General features: G+C 33.4%; 14 protein-coding genes. 12 read left to right on the top strand and 2 right to left on the bottom strand.

Going from position 1 to position 20,788, the window contains the following annotated elements:
- Positions 1–183: 183 nt before the first annotated feature.
- Complete coding sequence (locus GCQ56_RS17615) at positions 184–1,083, bottom strand: SPFH domain-containing protein (protein WP_152735854.1); 900 nt, start codon at positions 1,081–1,083, stop codon at positions 184–186.
- Between the two features lie 112 nt (positions 1,084–1,195).
- Positions 1,196–1,780 (bottom strand): tyrosine-type recombinase/integrase, encoded by a 585-nt coding sequence (locus GCQ56_RS17620; RefSeq protein WP_152735855.1) that lies wholly within the window; start codon positions 1,778–1,780, stop codon positions 1,196–1,198.
- Between the two features lie 2,225 nt (positions 1,781–4,005).
- Here GCQ56_RS17620 and GCQ56_RS17625 point away from each other — a divergent pair.
- The 12 genes from GCQ56_RS17625 (at position 4,006) to GCQ56_RS17680 (ending at position 20,773) form a co-directional block, all read left to right on the top strand.
- Positions 4,006–4,710 (top strand): toll/interleukin-1 receptor domain-containing protein, encoded by a 705-nt coding sequence (locus GCQ56_RS17625; protein ID WP_152735856.1) that lies wholly within the window; start codon positions 4,006–4,008, stop codon positions 4,708–4,710.
- A 317-nt stretch (positions 4,711–5,027) separates the two neighbouring features.
- Positions 5,028–7,601 carry a DUF262 domain-containing protein gene (locus GCQ56_RS17630; RefSeq protein ID WP_152735857.1) on the top strand — a complete coding sequence of 858 codons (2,574 nt, stop codon included), beginning with the start codon at positions 5,028–5,030 and terminating at the stop codon, positions 7,599–7,601.
- Between the two features lie 178 nt (positions 7,602–7,779).
- Positions 7,780–8,661 (top strand): tetratricopeptide repeat protein, encoded by an 882-nt coding sequence (locus GCQ56_RS17635; RefSeq protein WP_152735858.1) that lies wholly within the window; start codon positions 7,780–7,782, stop codon positions 8,659–8,661.
- Positions 8,662–8,828: 167 nt separating this feature from the next.
- Positions 8,829–10,631, top strand: a complete 1,803-nt coding sequence (locus GCQ56_RS17640; RefSeq protein ID WP_152735859.1) for a serine hydrolase — start codon at positions 8,829–8,831, stop codon at positions 10,629–10,631.
- 232 nt (positions 10,632–10,863) lie between these two features.
- Positions 10,864–12,036, top strand: coding sequence for a hypothetical protein (locus GCQ56_RS17645; protein ID WP_152735860.1), 1,173 nt, complete (start codon positions 10,864–10,866; stop codon positions 12,034–12,036).
- 9 nt (positions 12,037–12,045) lie between these two features.
- A complete protein-coding gene (locus GCQ56_RS17650; RefSeq protein ID WP_152735861.1) occupies positions 12,046–13,098 on the top strand; it encodes a hypothetical protein in 1,053 nt (350 codons plus the stop codon).
- Positions 13,099–13,355: 257 nt separating this feature from the next.
- Positions 13,356–14,219 (top strand): GNAT family N-acetyltransferase, encoded by an 864-nt coding sequence (locus tag GCQ56_RS17655; RefSeq protein ID WP_152735862.1) that lies wholly within the window; start codon positions 13,356–13,358, stop codon positions 14,217–14,219.
- Between the two features lie 66 nt (positions 14,220–14,285).
- Complete coding sequence (locus GCQ56_RS17660) at positions 14,286–15,287, top strand: alpha/beta hydrolase-fold protein (RefSeq protein WP_152735863.1); 1,002 nt, start codon at positions 14,286–14,288, stop codon at positions 15,285–15,287.
- Positions 15,288–15,366: 79 nt separating this feature from the next.
- Positions 15,367–16,263 (top strand): tetratricopeptide repeat protein, encoded by an 897-nt coding sequence (locus GCQ56_RS17665; RefSeq protein WP_152735864.1) that lies wholly within the window; start codon positions 15,367–15,369, stop codon positions 16,261–16,263.
- An 84-nt stretch (positions 16,264–16,347) separates the two neighbouring features.
- Positions 16,348–17,382 (top strand): YARHG domain-containing protein, encoded by a 1,035-nt coding sequence (locus tag GCQ56_RS17670; RefSeq protein WP_152735865.1) that lies wholly within the window; start codon positions 16,348–16,350, stop codon positions 17,380–17,382.
- A 31-nt stretch (positions 17,383–17,413) separates the two neighbouring features.
- Positions 17,414–19,402 (top strand): glycoside hydrolase family 20 protein, encoded by a 1,989-nt coding sequence (locus GCQ56_RS17675; RefSeq protein WP_152735866.1) that lies wholly within the window; start codon positions 17,414–17,416, stop codon positions 19,400–19,402.
- Positions 19,403–19,510: 108 nt separating this feature from the next.
- Entirely contained in the window at positions 19,511–20,773 is a 1,263-nt protein-coding gene (locus tag GCQ56_RS17680) for an alpha/beta fold hydrolase (RefSeq protein WP_227006108.1), read from the top strand.
- Positions 20,774–20,788: the final 15 nt, after the last annotated feature.

A 20,788-nucleotide genomic window follows, 5' to 3' on the forward strand; every position in this document is an offset into this window, starting at 1 on the left:
TTTCATAATAAGTGTGTTTAAGTGATTTACTCGCCTTATAAAGTTATTTCCGATTTTTTTCTTGAGCTAGAAAAGGGCTCTCAAAAAATCAGAATAACTTTACTTACACACTTTATGGGATACTACTAATAAAAAAAAGCCGTGGCATGATGCTACGGCTTTTTTGTTTGATTCAAATTCTATTTAGTTTTTATGCTGAGCGTTAACAACATCAGCTCCAACCATAGCTTCCATAACTTTTCCTTTCATGCCTATGTCAGAAGTCATAAAGATGACATTTTTATTCTTCTCGCCCATAGAGATAAGCGTATCCTGATCAATCAGCTTCATCACCAATTCGGTAGCATCTTTAATCTCCATATTGGTTCCTACAGTTAAATCTTTGATTGCTTTTTCACGTCCTTTTAAAACTGCCATTTGCTGTAAAGCAACACCTTCACCTTGTAACTTCTTACTTTCCTTTTCAGCTTCAGCGGCTTTAATGATAAGAATTTTATCAGCTTCCCCTTTTTCTTCTGCAGCTTGTCGAAGTCTTTTCTGTTCGTTAATCGCATTCATTGCATCTACCACTTTAGAATCTGGTAAGATATCTACAACCAATGTTTTCTTAATATCAAAACCATAATTTGATAATAAAGAGTTCAAACCTTCCATTACCGTGTTTGCGATATTGTCTTTGTTTTCGTAAACCATATCCAATTCCATCTTAGGTACCTCAGCTCTTACGGCATCGAAAACAAAGGATTCGATTTGTGCTGTTGAGTCGGATAGTTCGTAGAAAGAGTTTTTTATACTTTCCACATCAGCTTTAATAAGGTACTGAATAGCAACTTCAATTTTCAGAGTTACTTTATCCTGAGTAATGGTCTCTACAGGAACACGTAGCTCCTGAATCTGCAGATTCTGAACTCCAACTACCTGATCGATAAGTGGGATTCTAAGGCTGATACCTGCTCTACGAACGGATTGAAACTTACCTAATCGTTGTATGATTTTAGCCTGTTTTTGATTCACGATAATGATTGAAAGAAGTAGGAATATTATTCCTAATACAATACTGATGATAATTATGAAATTTTCCATTGTTTTGTTTTATAAATTAATTATTGATTTTGTTATTACTATTTTTTAATGCCTAGTTGGGCTATGAATGTTAATGCTTCTTTTCATGCAGCTTTATTTATGTGAGAAAGTTTTACATAGAGAATACTTTATAATTATCCATCTCTTCTGAATCATCTGAACAGCCAAGAAAGTTTGCTGTAATTGTCCAGGAGGCATGTCCCAGTATTTTAGAAATCCATCTTTTGGAATCAGTAGAAAAATCTTTTGTTTCTAAAAACTTTATACAGAATGTCTTTAAAAAGCTATCCGAAGATAAATTCAGATAAGGGATTTCGTATTTCGTGAAAAGCAATTTGACTTGTTTGTTGACATATTGAGAGGATAAGACCTGTTTACCAGAATTGTTTAAAAAGATGTATTGATCAGGTGTTGGGGATCCTAATTTTGAATGGATTCTACGGATAATATTTTGAATGTCATCTATGATATAAATGCTTCTTATTTTGTTTTTATCTTGAATCTCAAAAGAAGTCTTGCCTAAAATATCTTCCCAACGAATCGTTAAGATGCTTTTTAATCTAAGACCAAAAAAACATCCGAAAGCAACAATTAAAGCTATTTTATATTGTTTATCCAACTCTAGCTTTTGGATGCTAATTGGAATGTATTTCCAATTAATATGTTCAGATTTAGATGTATCTCTATTTAATGTCATTTATTCTTCCTGATAGTGAATTCTTAGGTGAATATAGAATAAAAGTTTCAAAAAACAAAGTTTAAATATGAAAATGAAACTAAATAATGTAATTGTACCTATTTGTAGTTTAGTTTTTATTCAGGATAATATAGAGGTAAAGGAGGAGTGCTTTATATTTATGTAATATAAAAAATCCCGAGGATAAAACCTGGGGATTTAAACGAATTATGTGATGTATATTATTTTACCAATCGGACTAAATTGTCAAGGAAATTTTTATTACCATGATTAAAGTAATGATGTTTCGGATTGATGTTCTCATTCTCCTCGTTTTGTACTCAAGTCTGATGAGCTTTAACTTTTTACTTAGATAAAAAGTAAATAAAAAATCAATTCCATCTGATACTGATTGGCATTCCATGGGAACGTATTTACCCGAATCGCGTCAGATTGACGGTTCCTGCTCAAAAGATCTTAGTCTAGAGAAAAGAACATCGCTTTAAGGAATAGCCCTGAAAGTGCTTGATATTTGTAGCCCGGGGCAATACCCCGGGTATTGTGGTAGATGAGAATCCGTCCCACCTGCTATCTAAAAATGGAATACAATTGTCGTTTGCGACGGAATTGTATTCCATTTAAAAGACCTCATTCTATCTCTCTCCTCAAGGAGAAAGGAACACCGCTTCTCAAATAAAATAGACACGCTTTTGTAAATCTACAGACGACTTCCTCTCTTCAAGGAGATGACTGGGTGAGGTGTTTTGGATGACCTCATTCTATCTTTATATTGTCCTCAAGCCAGACGGGCTTTAACTTTTTCCTTAGATGAAAAAGTAAACAAAAAATCAAGTCCATCTGATACTGTTCGGCATTCCATGGGAGCGTATTTACCCGAACCGCGTCAGATTGACGGTTCTCGCTCTGAAAGACCTTACTCTAAAGAAAGAACACGGCTTTAAGAATTACTGCAGAATATTGGATTTCTCCCCTGCCAGGGGAGATGTCGATAGACAGAGGGGTGCTTTATTAATGAATAATTATGAATGAAAATCTGATCTTCCTCTCCTTAAGGAAAGGACTGAGATGAGGTGTTTTGGTAAAATCCATTTCAAGATTTCTCTTAAAACGGAAAGAACAGCGTATGTAAAATTGCCTTTCGAACATTCAGCGCAAGCTAATAGGATTGGAGTGTTGTCAAAAAATACATTGGCAATAGGGCTGAAATGTCCGTTGTTAAAGGTTTTGCATGATGATAGAATACGAAATCTAATTAACAAAAGGTAAAATACAACAAGCGATAGGAGCAGTTACATAAAGCGATAAGGGTAGTTACATAGAGTGATAAGAGTGGTTACATAAAGCGATAAGGGTAGTTACATAGAGTGATAAGAGTAGTTACATAAAGCGATAAGGGTGGTTACATAGAGTGATAAGAGTGGTTACATGAAGCGATAAGGATAGTTACATAGAGTGATAAGAGTGGTTACAACAAGTGATAAGAGCAGTTACATAAGGCGTTAGTAGTGATTACATAAAGCGATAAGAGTAGTTACAACAATAGATAAAATACAAACGAAAGCTTTAGAACGAAATGCATTACTTGATGGAAATATTGTTTGAAAACAGAAATGAAACTCATGATCTTATTGCAAGTTGGTATGAATAGAGGCTGTCGACTAAGCAAGGGAGAAGGAATGTGTAAGAAGCTAGATTGCTTAAATGTATTTAGAAAAGTGTAGATGATGGAATGGTAAATGGACTGACAATAATGGACAGTTCTTTTTCTACAATGTAGCTCCCAGACAACACAAACTGGTGTTCAGTAAAAAATCCTATTAGAAAGAAAGCAGGGTAATTATGCTGGAAGCCGATCATTGCATGCAACTCGATATTGTATTCCAATTGGAAGACATAGTTGTAGCAAGCGAAGCCGAAGCTTAGCGCCTAAGACTCAAAATGCTCTGAGAGCCCCAGTAAACGGGGCTCTTCTTAATATGTACAATTACAATTTAGCAGTAAAAAAGCACCTGTTAAGCATATTTATACTGATTCTAAGGAAATTAAGCTAAAATATGTAAAGCGAATAAAGGGAATAATTATAAATTTAATGGTGATTTAAAATAATTCAGCATAACAACACTTCTACGTTATATGTTATGCTCGAATTATGAAATAGCTCAAGTATTCAATTCAAGAATTAAGAATATAAAATTTAATTAATAACTTATAAATCCAAAAAAAATATGGCAAGATGTACAGCACCAGTTCATGGTCATCGTACTGCAAGTGGTAGGGCAAATTGCCCAGCATGTGGAGGTAGCTATCGAAGTTACCCTACTTATTCGTCTTATTCTTCACCTTATTCTTCATCTTCAGGCAGATCATTAAGTGGTAGAATCAGTGGAGATCAAGCTAGAACAAAAGCAAGTTGGTCTTCAGTAGGCTCTAATATTTTATATACGCCTGCAGAAATTCGAACTCTTACACCTGTTCGTGAAAATGTGGAGAAGCGTTCTAATTTACCAGACTTGCGTGATGTTTTTCTTTGTCATGCATGGGATGACCGTAAAAATGCAGCTAAAAATCTACATGATTTATTGGAATCTAAAGGTGTCTCTGTTTGGTTTAGCGAAAAAGATGTTTTGTTAGGCTCATCATTACTTCGTGAAATAGATAAAGGATTGGCAAAGTCTCGTGTTGGTATCGTACTAGTTACTCCTTCTTTTCTTAAGCGAGTTAAAGGAGAGGGAATTGCTGACAAGGAGCTTTCAGCTCTCCTCGCTCGTGATTTACTTGTTCCTATTGTTCACAAAACAACATTTGAAGATTTACGTGAGGTAAGTCCTTTACTAGGCTCACGAAGCGGTTTAAGCACAATAGATGAGTCAATGGTTGATGTTGCTGCTAAGTTAGCAGAATTGGTAGCGCCAGAGGTTGTATCAAGTTGAATAAACGAAATTCTTATCAGTCATGATCGATAAAACAACTGCAGATAGTTGTGACTATACGTTATTCTCGTATTCTTCTTAAAATCCTCAATGATTTCCAGTTTGGTGTACTTGCAAGTTAAGTTCTGTCTCTAGCAATTACTCATTATTGTGACATCAGACTGTCTAAAAAGTAGGATGATACTTTTTGTTATTAGATAGTGCCTTTGAAATAATTAAATATTCAATACTTAGAGACTTTATGATAGTTATTAGACGATTTTCTGATATCAGTAATGAAAGTAAAAAACTAACTTTTCTTTAATATAGAAGCGATTATGAGACAAAAGACTTTTGAAAAAATATTCAAAGAACACTTAAAAATTGAGACATATTCAAAATCAATAGATAGTTTATATAGTCATAGGCTTAGGAATAGAATAAACTACAAACCATATTATCAAAGAAACTATGTTTGGGATAATAATAAAGCAACTTATTTCATCGAAAGTATATTAATTGGTACGGAGATTCCACCCTTGATTTTCTTTGATAATAATGATGAAATTGAAATAATAGATGGTCGTCAAAGGTTTGAGACTATTCTTAGGTTCATGAGTAATAAATTCTCACTCTCTGCGAAAGGACTTAATACTCTAAAACAACTTAAAAAATGTACATACGATGATCTTGCATCCACAGATAGGGAAATTATAGATAGTTTTCTTGATGCCAAGCTTCGAATAATTGAATTTAAATTGGTTAATGAGCCGCCTTTAGACAAATATCTTGAGGATAGAATTAAAAAGGAAATATTTTCGAGATATAACTCGGGGATAACACCTTTAAGAAAATCTGAAATAGACAATGCTATTTATGATGAAGATAATTTATCCAATGAATTCAAAAATATTCTAGAAAATAACATTGAACTCAGATTTAAAATATACAGTACATTTTTCAAAGTAAGTGAAAAACATAAAAATGATGTTCCGCTGGAAAATATAATGTCATTTATTCGAAGATTTCTTGTATTACCAATGTTTCCAATAAATTTATATGCAAGGGGAACTGGAAGAACTGAAGTATTAACAAAATTGTACGAATTTGTTTCTGACGATTCGGTTGACAATGAACAACAAGTCATTAATTGTTTTTTTGAAAAAGTAAATTTTATTAATGAGATAAAAAAACATTCAGAAATCAAAGGATTAAAAATAAACAGACTTGCATTAGAGTGTTTGTTATGGGGCTTTGGTATTTTAGATCAAGAAGAAATCGAATATGATTTTAATGATGAATTAATTGAAGCATATGCAACGTATGTTAATAAGAATATTAATGACTACACAGAAGTTGATTATGCTTTTAATAAAGAAGTAATGACTCGTTTTCTTGCAACTTCCTTTTTTCTAGAAGATTTTTATAAAACAAATTTTGAAGTATATATTAATGCTGATGATTTAAAAAAGGAGGAATTGAAGGAAATAAGAAAACCAGATGATACTTCAACAAAATTATCGGAATTGGAAACGTTAAGGTTAAATAAACCTGAACCATCAAGAAACTCAATTGATGATATAATTCGGACTATGCAACGAAGACGTTTTTTAGTAAGACCTTCTTATCAAAGAAAAGAAGTAATAAATCCTTCGAAAGCTTCATCAATTATTGAAAGTGTTTTATTAGGTATTACAATACCGGCAATATTTGTATATAAAAGGAAAGATGGTATTAATGAGGTGATTGATGGGCAACAAAGAATATTAACACTACTTGGTTTTACTGGTGCAGAATATGTAGATCACAAATTGAATACAGCATTTTCAAAAAATAATAAATTCAAACTTAGGAAGTTGAAGATTTTAAAAAAATTAGAAGGTAAAACTTTTGATCAATTAAATGAAGATCTGCAAAATAAAATTTATGATTTTCAATTATATGTTGTAGAAATAGATCAGGCACAAAACCCCAAATTTGATCCTATTGATCTTTTTATACGATTAAATGATAAACCTTATCCAATTAGGGAAAACTCATTTGAAATGTGGAATTCTTGGGTAGATTTTGAAATTATAAAAAATATAAAAACTTTGGTTCAAGAAATAAATTCTTGGCTTTATTTAAAACAAATAAATAAGAACACTAGGGATAGAATGGAGACGGAAGAGTTAGTTACTTCTCTTGTATATCTGGAGTATAATAAGCATTTGAATATTAATAAAAAATCACTTGATATCTTTCAAAAGAGTGAAAGAATTAATGCACGTATTGGAAGCAAATATAATATTTCGGTATTACTCCAAAAAATAACTGAAAATCAAGATAACTCAAAGAAGGATTTTCTACACGCATTTAAGAATGTTAAAGGATTTATTAAAAAACTTAAGTTTGTAATACTAGATTGTGATAAGGAAAATAGTGATTTATTTGATTATCTCAAAGAAGAACTAGATGATATTTTTAAAGCTGGAAAAGAAGCTAAATATTTCAGAAGAACTCTTCAAGATTTTTATATCGCATGGCATTTGTTAAATACTATCAATTTTGAGATGGTAAAATTACATCGTATAGAAATGAAGAAAGAAATGAAAAGTATCTTTTTTTATATGAAAAACATTCCAGAATCTGATTGGCTTGACAATAAAGGTTTTCGTCATTTTGATCGAATTTGTAAGAATTTCATTTTAAAATATACAATTTCTTCTCGAAGAATAAAGCTGACTGCCGAAGAAAAGAATGAATTATTACTGAAACAAGGTGGTATAAGTGGACTTTCACAGGCAGTAATTTTTCGAGGTGATGAAATTGAGGTTGATCATATAGTACCTATTGCTAAAGGAGGAAATGATGATATAGAAAATCTTCAAATTGTGCATAAAGATGAAAATAGAATAAAAGGATCTAAATAATAATTACCCTCTGCTAGCGCGAGCTTGTAGCTCGTGCTCTACGATAGCAGTTAAAAACCTTCTCTTCCCTTTCGGAAGGATAGATTTATAATAATAAGAAAGTTGAAAGGATGGTAATCTAATGCATTAAGATACAAATTGGCACTTATAAGAAGTTTACATTTAATAAAATAGGAATATGAGAAGAATTATTTTACTAGCAAGTATGTTCGGAATTATTTCCTGCAATTTCAAGAATGACAAAGTTCAGAAGGAAGTTGTGGACAATCAGGAATTGATTGAGATTTTTAAAAGTGACCAGGAGGATAGAATGCAGCATCTAGACCGGAGTATCAGACAAAAAAATGATAGCCTGAGAGAAGCTAGAGTTTACGAGTTACTAGATTCCAATAAAGTTCGTACCTCCATAGACTATCAGAACGCTGCACTAATTTTTCATCATGGTGAAGACTCCGTTACCTATGCATTGGCGGTAAAGCTAATGACAAAATCTATAGAATTGGATTCAACAAGAAACAAATGGCTTTTGGCTGCTATAAGCGACAGGTATTTGTTGAGCATAAATAAAGCTCAGATTTATGGAACGCAATATACTCGCCTAGATAATAATGTTGTTGTGAGAGAAGAGTTGGATTCCACAAAAATTACGGATGCAGAGAGAATTGAATATGGTGTTGAAACTTTAGCAGAGCAAAGAGAGAAACTAAAAAATTTGAATCGAAAAAAACTAACAGAATTAGTAGATGAAGGGAAAAGTATTGATGAAATCATACGAATTGTCAAGCAAGGGGATGTGACCAATTCTGAGTATGATTTACGTGAAAACTGGATTAATAATTTTGCTTATCAGCTAAAGAATCAGGGTGAAAAAGAAGATGCATTAAAGCTTTTTAAATTGAATACGGAATTGCACCCAAATGCCTACAATACGTTTGACAGTTATGGTGAATGTTTGCTGGATCTGGGAGACAAGGAATTGGCAATTAAGGCTTATGAAAAATCTTTAGAGTTAAATCCTAATAATAAAAATGCAGAAGAAGTATTAACAGGCTTAAAATAACAAAACCCAATAATGTAGGAATTAATAGCGGGTTTCGAGGGTCATTCAACATTGGATTTACATCCGATTATCCTTTCCTATTGGACGGATACGCTCCCTAAATCTGCTATTTACCTCCAATCATTAAAACTAATAATAGAAGTAATTCATACTAAACCCAAACAGTCATGAAAAAAATACTAATTGCCCTATTGACCATCCTCTCGGTATCAACGGTATTTGCCCAACAGGATAAGCGTTTAAAAGGCTTGGAAAAAGAATTGGAAAGCATTCTGGAAGTTACCAAAGCACCAGGCTTTGCTGTAGCTATAGTCGAAGGCGATAAAATTATTTATGCCAAAGGATTTGGGTACAAAGATGTTGAAAATAAAATTCCTGCTGATGCCAATACCTTGTATGCGATTGGTTCAAGTTCAAAAGCCTTTACATCTTCTATTTTGGGTCAATTGCGCCAGGAAGATAAAATCTCTTTTGATGAAAGCCCATTGAAATACCTATCTGATTTTAAGTTTTACAATGATGATATGAATAAGCACATCATTGTAAAAGATTTAATGTGTCATAGAACCGGCTTGCCTCGTCATGATTATTCATGGTATCTTTTTCCGACCTATAATAAAGATAGCCTGCTTCTTCGTGTACAAAATCAGGAACCTTTTACGGGTGTAAGGGAAAAATGGCATTACAACAACTTCATGTTTCTGGCTCAGGGTGTAATTGCGGAACGTATTACCGGAAAAAGCTGGGAGGAAAATATAAAAGAGCGCTTCTTTACCCCATTGGGTATGATTAGGTCGAATGTATCTATTGACGAATTGGAGAAAAGCTCGAACATTGCCATTGGATATCAGTTACAAAAGGACAGTATACTAAGCAAAATGGATTACTATCATATTGCAGGGATGAGTCCGGCAGGTAGCATTAACAGTAGTGTGAATGAGATGTCGAACTGGCTGATTACCTGGATAAATAAAGGAAAGTTTAAGGGTGAGCAGATACTTCCTGAAGCTTATGTGGATGAGGCGATAAGTTCTCAAATGGTGATTAGTGGAGCTCTTCCCGATAAAGAGTTTCCGGATATTCACCTATCGAACTATGGTTATGGCTGGTTTCTTTCATCTTATAAAGGACATTATCGAGTTCAGCATGGTGGAAACATTGATGGCTTTTCTGCCAATGTGGCTTTTTTCCCAAGTGATAGTATTGGGGTGGTTGTCTTAACCAATCAAAATGCTTCAGCGGTTCCCAATTTGGTTAGAAATACGGTTGCCGATAGAATGTTAAAAGTGCAAAAAGTAGATTGGGCGAAACGATTTGCAAAGAATACATTAAAGGCTAAAGAAGAAGAGAAAGAGGCGAATTCTAAAAAGGGATCTTCGAAAATAGAAAACACAAAACCATCGCATATTTTGCAGGATTATACGGGTAAGTATTCAAATCCTGGCTATGGTGAATTCAATATCAGCAATAAAAATGACTCCTTATTTGCAAACTTTAAGTTGAAAACATTCTATTTAAAGCATGTGCATTATGATATTTTTGAACCCATTGAGGTGACCAAAACAGGAATTGATACTACGGGGAATAGTCCTTTGCGATTGAATTTTACGACCAATAATAGTGGAGAGATTTCATTGGTGAAAATGAAGGTGGAGAGAACTTTGGATCATCCGATTGAATTTAAGCACAAGCCAAATGTAATTGATGTTAAGAAAGAGACTTTAGTAAGCTATGCAGGGACTTATGAGTTGGCTGGAACTGAAATTAAAGTATACATTAAAAATGAAAGTAAGCTCTATCTTTTTGTAAAAGGACAGCCAGAGTACGAGTTGTTGGCAACAGACAAGCATAAGTTTTCTTTTAAAACTTTAGAGGGATTTAAAGTTGAGTTTGTGGAATCTGATGATAAATCGATAAAAGAAATCGTATTGATACAACCAAACGGCAGCTTTAAAGCTACGAGAAAATAATTGGTGCTAGCTTGTAGCTCGTGCTCTGCGTAAGCAGTTAAAACTGTTTTCTTCTTTTACGGAAGGTTAGATTTATAGTAATTATCAATTTAAAACTTATTCATTGAAATAACTTAAGCAATAGATTGAAGAAGCTATGCAAGAAAGTATTGAATGCTTTGGATGAGGCAAGGAGTTGGACAATGAATAGTAATGTAAAGGATCTTCAATTTTGACACATTAATTGGAAAAAATGAAATTAAAACTGTTATTCACGTATTTATTAGTACTTCTATTTGTTTCTATTACAAAAGGAAGTGATATTTTATTTTTTGAAGTTAAGGGTGATACAATAAGAATCTATTTAGATGATGTTGGTGATATTACAACTAAAAATAGAGCTGAGTTTTATAGGGAAACTATAATTGGAGATTCTTTTGGATTTAGCAATAATACCTGTGATTTTTATTTGGATAATACTATTGCTTATAAATATTTAAATGACTCCATCGTTGACAAACATCGGGTGACTTCTTATTATAAAAATGGTCAAATTAAATTTACAGGATATTCAGATAATTTTCTGAGAGATAGCTTATGGACATTTTATTATGACAATGGGCTTATTCAGAAAAAAATTATTTACACTAAGAATGAGCCATTTGTTAAGGAATTCTATAAAAAAAATGGAAAGGTAGTATTCTTAAATGCCAATGGTAAGTATAAAGATAAAATAAATGCCCTATATAAAAATTCTAAAAAACACTTTATTTCAGGTAAAATAAGTAATGGAAAGATGGAAGGAGGCTGGAACTGGAGAGAGCGAACTTGTCAGGGAAAAGAATACTTTGAGAATGGAGTATTTGTTAGGACTGAAACTTATGGAATACATGATGGTTTTAAAAACCCCAGAATAATTACTAAGCTTTGTGGTTATGATAAGCATGAGAACGTCGAAATTTATAAATACATATCTATTCCAAGGGAGAACGATAGAGAGAACAAAAATGTTAGATTAATTGGAGTTCCCGTGAATTTTAGGAATAATGATATAAGTTTTAGTACTAATGATTTTAAATCATCAATTAAATATAAAGGGTATTCAAATATAGGTACAGCACTCGCTAACGATATAGCCTTAATTTTAAAATCAATAAATTCAAACGATAATTTTTGGTCGTTAGTACAATTCTCAGTTCTTGAAACAGGTGTAGTTGATAATGTAAAGGTTCATTCAAATAATAAAATGATAATAAAACCATTCGAAGAGAATTTAAAGAAACTTAACAAGTTTGAACCTCAGAGAAGAGATGATCAAAGTATAGGGTGTGACATATTCGTATGTATTCTTTTTATTGAAGGCAAGTTTTATTTCCCTGAGTACAATTACAATAATCTATCCATAAATTTATTTGGAATTAAATAACTTATAGTTATGAATAAAATTAATGCAAAAATAAATATAGTAATTATATTATTTGTAATTACTTTATTTGGTTGTAGTAAGGATGATATACAATCTCCAACAACATTAAATAAAGTTAAGTTTAAAATTGAGGAAGATGGACTGGATGATGATATATTGTTTAATCCACAAGACAAACTTATCTACTATTTTACCTATAATATGAATTATAATAGGAGAGTTACTGATTTTAAAATCAATGCGTTTAATTATGAATTAAAAGAGATATCGGCCCAAAGAAAGATTAAAGGTTTATATAATACTACTCAGCCTACTACTGCAATTGGGGTATACAACGATCAAATAGAACTCTATTTCTTTCGTGGAGATAAACTAACTATTCTTGATCCTATTGATTTAACTGAAATAACTAGTTTAACTATTCCTGATAGTTTTATATCGAGTGTTCAAATTAAAGATGGTTTATTATTTGTAAGTCACCAGGTTTATGCTAAACGTTTTGTTTCAGTTTATAATAGACAAGATTTTACTTTAATTAATCAAGCCGGTGATCCTGTTTACAATCCTAATTATGGATACCTGCTTGTTTATCGAGATATCTTAAATGAAAATCAAGTTAAATGTGCATCATTCCCACGCTATTCAACTAGGAATTATTTTCATGAATTTGTTTTTGATAATCAAGGTAATTATTTAGACTTTGCCTTAGGTAAGGGTAGTTATAATTCATTCACTAAGACCAATGATAATGTTGACTTTATTTTGACAGGTGAGGCAGGGAAAATTCTTCAAAAAAGTAAGTTATGGATATCTAATAAACCTGAATTAGATAGTGTAAGAGAATTTGAAGATTATTTTATAAATGCAAACGGGACTTATATATATTCTATCCAAAATGATTCATCAATAAACAGATACAATGCTTCAACATTTATTTTTGAAGAGTCCCTTCCAATAAATGAGAACGGAAGAAAAATATTTGTTGACGAAAATCAATTAATTATTTTGGATTACAATTTGTATTCAGCAATAGACATTAGTTTTTCTTTTTATCAATATTAATATTGCCTAATGTGCTAGTATAGAGTATATGGTGTTCGCATTCCCTACTAGCGCGAGCTTGTTGCTCGTGCTCTGCGAAAGCAGTTAAAACCGTTTTCTTCTTTTACGGAAGGTTAGATTTATAGTAATTATCAATTTATAAGTTTTGGGTCATAAATATAAATTTCACAACAAAGAAGATTTGTACTTCGTAGGTTTTTCCAACTTGATTCTAATGTCGTATATTTTAGGAATTGGTAGACTTAAATAAAAGATTTATGGACAATATGGATCAATTGCAATTTCAGAAATTGGATTTTAAGGGCTTACAAATTCTATTAAAATGGGCTGAAGAGGAAGGGTGGAATCCTGGTCCTAAGGATGCCGATGTATTTTGGGCAACTGATCCGGATGGATTTTATGGATACTATTATCAAGGAGAGTTGATAGGAGGCGGATCGATTGTTTCTTATAATGGAGAATTTGGTTTTATGGGCTTCTTTATTGTGCTTCCCGAGTGCAGATCAAAAGGCATAGGTCGGAAATTGTGGTATCAAAGACGAGATACTTTGCTATCGAGATTAAATAAGGATGCAAGCATAGGAATGGATGGAGTGGTGGATATGCAGGCATTCTACCAGAAAGGTGGCTTTGAAATAGCCTACAGGGATATTCGATACGAAAAGATGGGAATGCCATTCGATCTGGATCAAAACATTTATCCCATAAGAGAAGAAGATGTGGCAACGATTGTAGCTTACGACAAAGAATGTTTTGGATTTTCGCGTCCGCAGTTTCTCATTCCCTGGTTACAATTGCCCGGGAACAAAACATTTAAGTATGTAGAAGATGGTGAATTGAAAGGCTTTGCCATTGTAAGGAAAGCCTATGTTGGATATAAGGTTTGTCCACTATTTGCAAATAATGACAGTATTGCAGAAGAGCTTTACAAAGCATGTTTGAATTCAGTAGTTGGAGAGCCTTTGTATTTGGATATTCCATTTATCAATCAGGGAGCAAGGGCTCTTGTAAAAAAATATGTCGCCAATTATGTTTTTGAGTGCGCAAGAATGTACTATGGCAATCCTCCAGATTTTGAGTTGAATAAGGTTTATGGAGTGACCACATTTGAATTGGGATAATAAATAGCTTAAGGCTATAAATTAGCCTATGATAAAGTATCAAAACAAACAATAATTCATAAAACGATGAGATCCAAAATCCTTTTGCCCCTTTGTGTATTGGCCGTAAGTGTGAGCACAAGTTTTGCACAACTTAATAAATACAATTCCTTTGAGGAGATGATTCCTCGTACCTTAAAGTATTATCATGATAACCAATTGGATTCAGCGATTCTGCTTGCTGAATACGCTTATAAAACCTTTCCTGCCGAAGAGGAAGATGCGATTACTTTTCTCGGAGGCTTGTATACCCGAAATGCACAATACAAAAAAGCAACGGCAATATGGAAAGCTGGTCATGAAAAAGGATACTGCTTTGGTTTAGACAATCCTTCTTACGACAAGTATTATAAGGAGAATTCGAATTTTAAAGAATTGGCAAGAGTAGAGCGCAATTGGTATCAGAATTCTCATATTGAACATGAGGTAGTTCTGCCTTCTGGTTACGATAAGGATAAAAGCTATCCACTTGTATTTGTGTTGCATGGCAATAGCAGCAATATGAAATGGGCGAAAAAATCGTGGTTATCGGAAGTGATGCAAACGGAATACATTTCGGTATTTGTTCAATCCTACGCATTTAGCAATAAGAATAAAGGAGAATACAAGTGGAAGTACGATGATGATAAAACGATAAAAGAACTGAGAAATATCTATGAGAATGTAACAGAATCTTTCCCTGTGGACACGAACAAAATTGTCTTTTCAGGCATGTCGGCGGGTGGTTATTTGGCGCTTCAGCTCGCATTCGACGAACTAATTCCAATGAGTGGGTTGGTGGTGAATTGTCCGGTAGTGCCAAAGGATATATCAGACAAAGCAATTGAGAACTTTGTAGCACAAAAGAAAAGGATTGGATTGATTACAGGAGAGAATGATTTTGCCATAGACAATCAAAAAAGATTGATGGAGAAGATAGACAAACAAGGAGGGAATACCAAGTTGATCATCAATAAAGACAAGGGGCATGAGTATGTGGAAGAATTCTCTAGCTTGTTGGATGATTATCTGGAATGGATAATTGAGTGATGAATATTGTCAATTTTTTGGATTGACGGTATATAAAACTAAATTAGAAGATTATATACAATATAGTAAATTATAGAAAATGAAAAGATTATTACCAACCCTTCTAGTAGTGCTTTGCGTCTTTCAGCTAAATGCTCAAAATTACTTTGAGAAATTTAAAGAATATAGCAACAATCGAGATACAATCAGGCAAAGAGAATTGCTGGAGAAATGGGAAAATGATCAGCCAAAAGATGCAGAATTGTATACAAGTTTGTTTAACTACTATTTTGCTAAGAGCAGAAATGAAGTTGTATTGCTGGCAAGTGGAAAACCTCCTAAGGGAGAGAAGGTATTACTAGTGAAGGATAGTTTGAATAAGGTAGCAGGATTTATAGGCAGTAGAATAGATTATGAGCAGTCGAATTTGAAGAAAGCATTTGAAAGTATTGAAACTGGGATTGAACTTTATCCCAACCGTTTGGATATGAGATTTGGGAAAATATATGTATTGGGACAAATAAAAGATTGGAGAAATTTTACGGATGAAATCATTAAAACTGTAAATTATTCTGTGATTAATAAAAACCAATGGACATGGACATTAAATGAATCTAGGGGTGATGCTGATGTTTTTTTTTTAGGAGCATTACAGGATTATCAAATGCAGTTGTACAATACCATGGATGACGCTTTGTTGAAGAACATGCAAGAGATTGCAAATGCTGTGCTGAATCATTATCCAAAGCATATAGAAAGTTTGTCGAATTTATCCATTGCTTTCCTTGTGGAGAAGAATTTTGAGAAAGCACTTCAACCACTTTTAAAAGCTGAAAAATTGAATCCTCATGATTTTATAGTGCTAAACAATATTGCCTATGCTTATCGGGAGATGAAAAATAATAAAAAAGCTTTAGAGTATTATCAGAAGGTTTTAAAGTATGGTGATCAACAGGCTAAAACTACAGCAGAACAAGAGATTAATAGGTTGAAATAGGTTTATTGGCGATATAAGCTAAACTATTAGGTAAGGGGCTAGATAACGCAGAATTATCACAGGTTAGATCAGAAAAAATAAATCATGATTAAATATTTAAAAGTTGGTTTGATTGTATTGTTGGCATTACTTTTTCAATCCAATGATTCAGTACTAAATAGTAGTGGAGGAGATTTGTTTCCAGTATTGGAATCTGATATTGAAATCCAGAAGGAAGTGTTGAAACTTACCTTACGTAATGATATGTATGTGGATGTCTATTTTGAATTTTTTAATCCGAAAGAGGAAAAGGAACTCACAGTAGGTTTTGTTGTTCCTCCTAAATACTCTCCGGAATATTCTGATGTTGACAGTGTTGATATTGAAAAAAGAAAGCCAGACATAGAAGATTTTACGGTGGTAATAAATGATAGTTTGACGGATTATAAGTTCGGATTGTTAAAGGATACGCCTTTTACCAAATTGAAGGAAGTAGAGGGGGAATGGAACTACGTTTACTATTTTAAAGCCAGGTTTAAAAGTGGTCTTAACATTGTAAAGCATACCTATTCTTTTAATGGAGGTTACGATAGTTCGGGTGGTAGTTTTTACAATTACGTACTATTGACGGCAAAGAACTGGGCAGGAAAAGGAATTGCAGACTTTACGCTTCAAATTGACATGGGAAGTGATATCGAATTTGAAATGCTTGAAGACATTTCTTATTATGATGATTGGAAAATAGTAGGTGTGGGGAATAAGAGGGCTAGAAATTTTTACATTAAAGATGGTTTTATAGAATTGAAAAAAAAGAACTTGAAACCCATTGAGGATATAAACATATATGTTCCGGGAAGAATTGCCGAGTATCAGGATCCTGAATCTTTGGCTTATCAGGCGGAGATAGCAGAATTGGAAGAATTAGAACCTTTGAGTGCCGACAGGTTAAGGATGTTGAGAAATTACTTTTTTGCACGTAAGGGATATAAATTCAATTCAAAGGATTTGTTAAAATTCTATTCCAGATGCATTTGGTATTTGCCAGTTGAAGGAAAAACGAGTGAAGAAATTTTTGCATTAATGGATGAGAAAACCAAAAAACGAATAAAAGTGCTACGCAAACTGGAGAGAGCAAAATAAAATACTACGCTTAAAATATCGCAGAAATAAAATGAAAAAAACAATTCTAAGTTTACTCTTAATCCTTTTTCTGATTCCATCCTTCTCTCAAGAAAGAATAAATGTAATCCCAGCAGTTCAGGAATGGGATAGTGCAGGGGAAGTAGTAAAGTACAATGCAATCTTTTTAAATTGGGATAAGGAAGCACCTGAAAAGGAGCAACTGTTTCTGAATCGATTCGAGCAAGAACTAAAAGATTTGAATGTAAATGTTGTTGAGAAAAATGCTAAAAATTCACTTTTTGTAAACATTGATTTGAATTACAAAGCTATTGGCGAGCATAAGAATGCTTACCGTATTGATTTGGGAAGGGAAACGAAAGTTGAGGCATCCTCATACAAAGCATTGGTAAATGCTAGCAGAACTTTACTACAACTGTTTTCTCAGGAAAAATACAAACAAAGTTTTCCAAAAGGATTGATTACGGATTATCCAAAATATGGGAAAAGAATGTTGTTGTTAGATGTGACTCGAAAGTTTTTTACGTTTGATGAACTAAAGGATTTTATTAAAATAATGGCTTGGGCAAAGATGAACGAACTGCATCTGCATTTAAGCGATAACTCGTGGGGAGGATATAGTGCTTACCGTTTAGAGAGTGAAATATATCCTGAACTCACGGCTAAAGATGGTCATTATACTTGGGAACAAATAAGAGAACTTCAGGATTTTGCTCATTCCTACGGAATCGTGATTACTCCTGAAATTGATTCACCAGGGCATTCTTTGGCTTTCACCAATGTACGACCCGATCTGAAAAGCAAATGGTTGACTGCTAATTATCTTGATATCACCAATCCTGATACCTATACATTTATGGAGGAAATTTTGGAAGAGGTGATTCCACATTTCGATGCACCCGACTTCCATTTGGGTACAGATGAGTACAGAATTAATAGGATCAAAGATGATTCCTTGAAATATCATATTGGAAACACCTTTAGAAAGTACATCAATTATTTTAATGCCATTGTAAAGAAAAATGGCAAACAAACTCGTATCTGGTCGGGATTTGAACACATGCCAGGAAAAACAAAAATTGATAAGGATATTGTAATTGACATGTGGGAGACTAGTGATGCACAAGACAAATCGAAACGTGGGTATCAGTTTATTAACTCAACGCATTTTTACACCTATATTGTGCCGGGTGCGCCTTATTATGGTGTTGATAACAGGTTTATTTATGAAGAGTGGACTCCTGAGATTTTTAGTGATAAAACAGAACAGAACCTACTTACAAACAGTCCGGGTTTACTAGGTAGTAAAATGCACATTTGGAATGATTTCGGTCCTACAGGTTATTCAACTTCCGAGATAACAAGACTTAGCATGTCTTCCATTCTGATCTTTTCGGAGAAAATGTGGGGGAGTCAATCTCAACTTTCATTCGAAGATTACAAAAAGGATGCAGCTAAATTAAACAGAATTCCAATGACCAATTTATTGGATAGAAACTTTACAAAGAGAAAAGTAATTTATGCCCATAAAGAGGATATTCATTTGGAGAAGGAGAAAAGTATCTCTTTAAATACAGGGATTGAGAATGTAGAGTATCCATGGACTTTGGAAATGACTGTTGAGAAAATAAAAGAGGGCACTAAAGAGGATGTATTATTCACTTCTGAATTGGCAAGTATTTATTCCGATCTGGAATATGAATTCAAAAGTAAGAAAGATACGATTAGCAAGAGAGGTATAGCAATTGTAAGAGCCAATCAAACAGCGGGCGATAGTCCGTTGACATCTCACCGACCGCAAGTGATTGTGTTTGATTATCAGATTCCTTTGAAGCGAGCGGTTAAAATAAAACTGATTGGAGAGCAAGGAAAAACAAGTTTGTATGTAGACGGTCAATTTGTTGGAAGTGAGAATATTCAAATGCTCTGTCCGGTATCTACGATTGGAAATACTAAAGGCAAGACATTCTGTGGAAAAATTAAAAATGTTTCCATTGTTCAGAATTCAGTGGATGAGTAATTAAAAACCTACGCAATTGATTCTAAATTAACGGTCATACTTGTGAATCAAAACTGAAAGTGTTAACTAGTGAATCCTTTCTAATTGATTGAAATAAAAACCAGATAAATGATGAATCGAACGCGTACCCTATTGCTTATCGCTCTCATGGTATTTTTACAACAGTTTACAAATGCTCAGAGCAAACAGGATGTTCAACATTTGCAAAATATTGGACTCTCGGATAGTTTATATTCCGAGATTCTACAAGAATATAGAAAAATATACGTTCAACTTCCTGCCAATTTCAAGCCAGATGAAAACAAGAAATATCCGCTTGTTTTTTGTTTGGATGGGGAAGTGCTTTTGCCCGCTGTTAACAATGTTCATAGTTTTTATAGTGGCGGATTTATGCCCGATATGATTTTGGTTGGTGTTTCGAATGCCAGGAACAGAACCAGAGATTTAACCACATCTAAAATTACAGAGAAGTATGGGATGCCATTTAAAGAGGAAAATGGAGAGGCAGCTAAGTTTAGTAAATTTATCCAATTGGAGTTGATCCCATTTGTGGAGGAAAAATATCCGGTGAGCAAGTTTAGAAGCTTAATAGGACACTCTTACGGTGGTTTATTTGCCATTTATACTTTGATCAATCATCCCGAACTGTTTGCTAACTATGTAGCAATTGATCCAAGTTTGGACTGGGACAATCAAAAATTGCTGAAGGAAGCACAGGAGAAGATTTCAGAGAAAGATTATAGAGGGAAATCCTTATTTCTATCCTTAGGAGGGCAGTTGCACATGCAAAATCCAGAGGTTACTATTGATAATGTGATGCAGGATTCCAGTGAGTTCACTTTATTTGCGAGATCGAACATTGAATTTTCAAAACTGATAAAGCAGGAACAGAAAAATGGCTTGAACTTTGAATGGAAATTCTACCCACGTGATTTGCATGGTACCATTCCATTGCCTTCCATTATGGATGGTTTGATATTCGATTTTGAATGGTATCAAATGGAAAATACAGATAAGTTCAACTCGCCAGCAAGCTCAAAAGAGGAGTTGTTTAAGATCATCAATTATCGAGCTGAAAAATTGGAAACGTATTTTAAGTATAAGGTGCCTCCATATCCGGAAGATCTCTTAAATGCCTTAGGATATATGAGTTTGGACATGGGACAATTGGGAAAATCTAAAATGTTTTTCGAGTTCGGAATCGAATTTTATCCAAATAGTCCAAATGTATACGATTCAATGGCAGATTACTACGAAAGAAATAAGGACTTTGTAAAAGCAGCTTTGTATGTGACTAAAGCTTATGCAATAAGTGGTAATGATTACTATAAGCAAAGAATGAAAACATTGAGAACAAAAATTGTTGACTAGCATATACTATAATTC

Origin of the sequence: Marinifilum sp. N1E240, from assembly GCF_009295825.1 — a bacterium.
Lineage (GTDB): Bacteria > Bacteroidota > Bacteroidia > Bacteroidales > Marinifilaceae > Marinifilum_A > Marinifilum_A sediminis.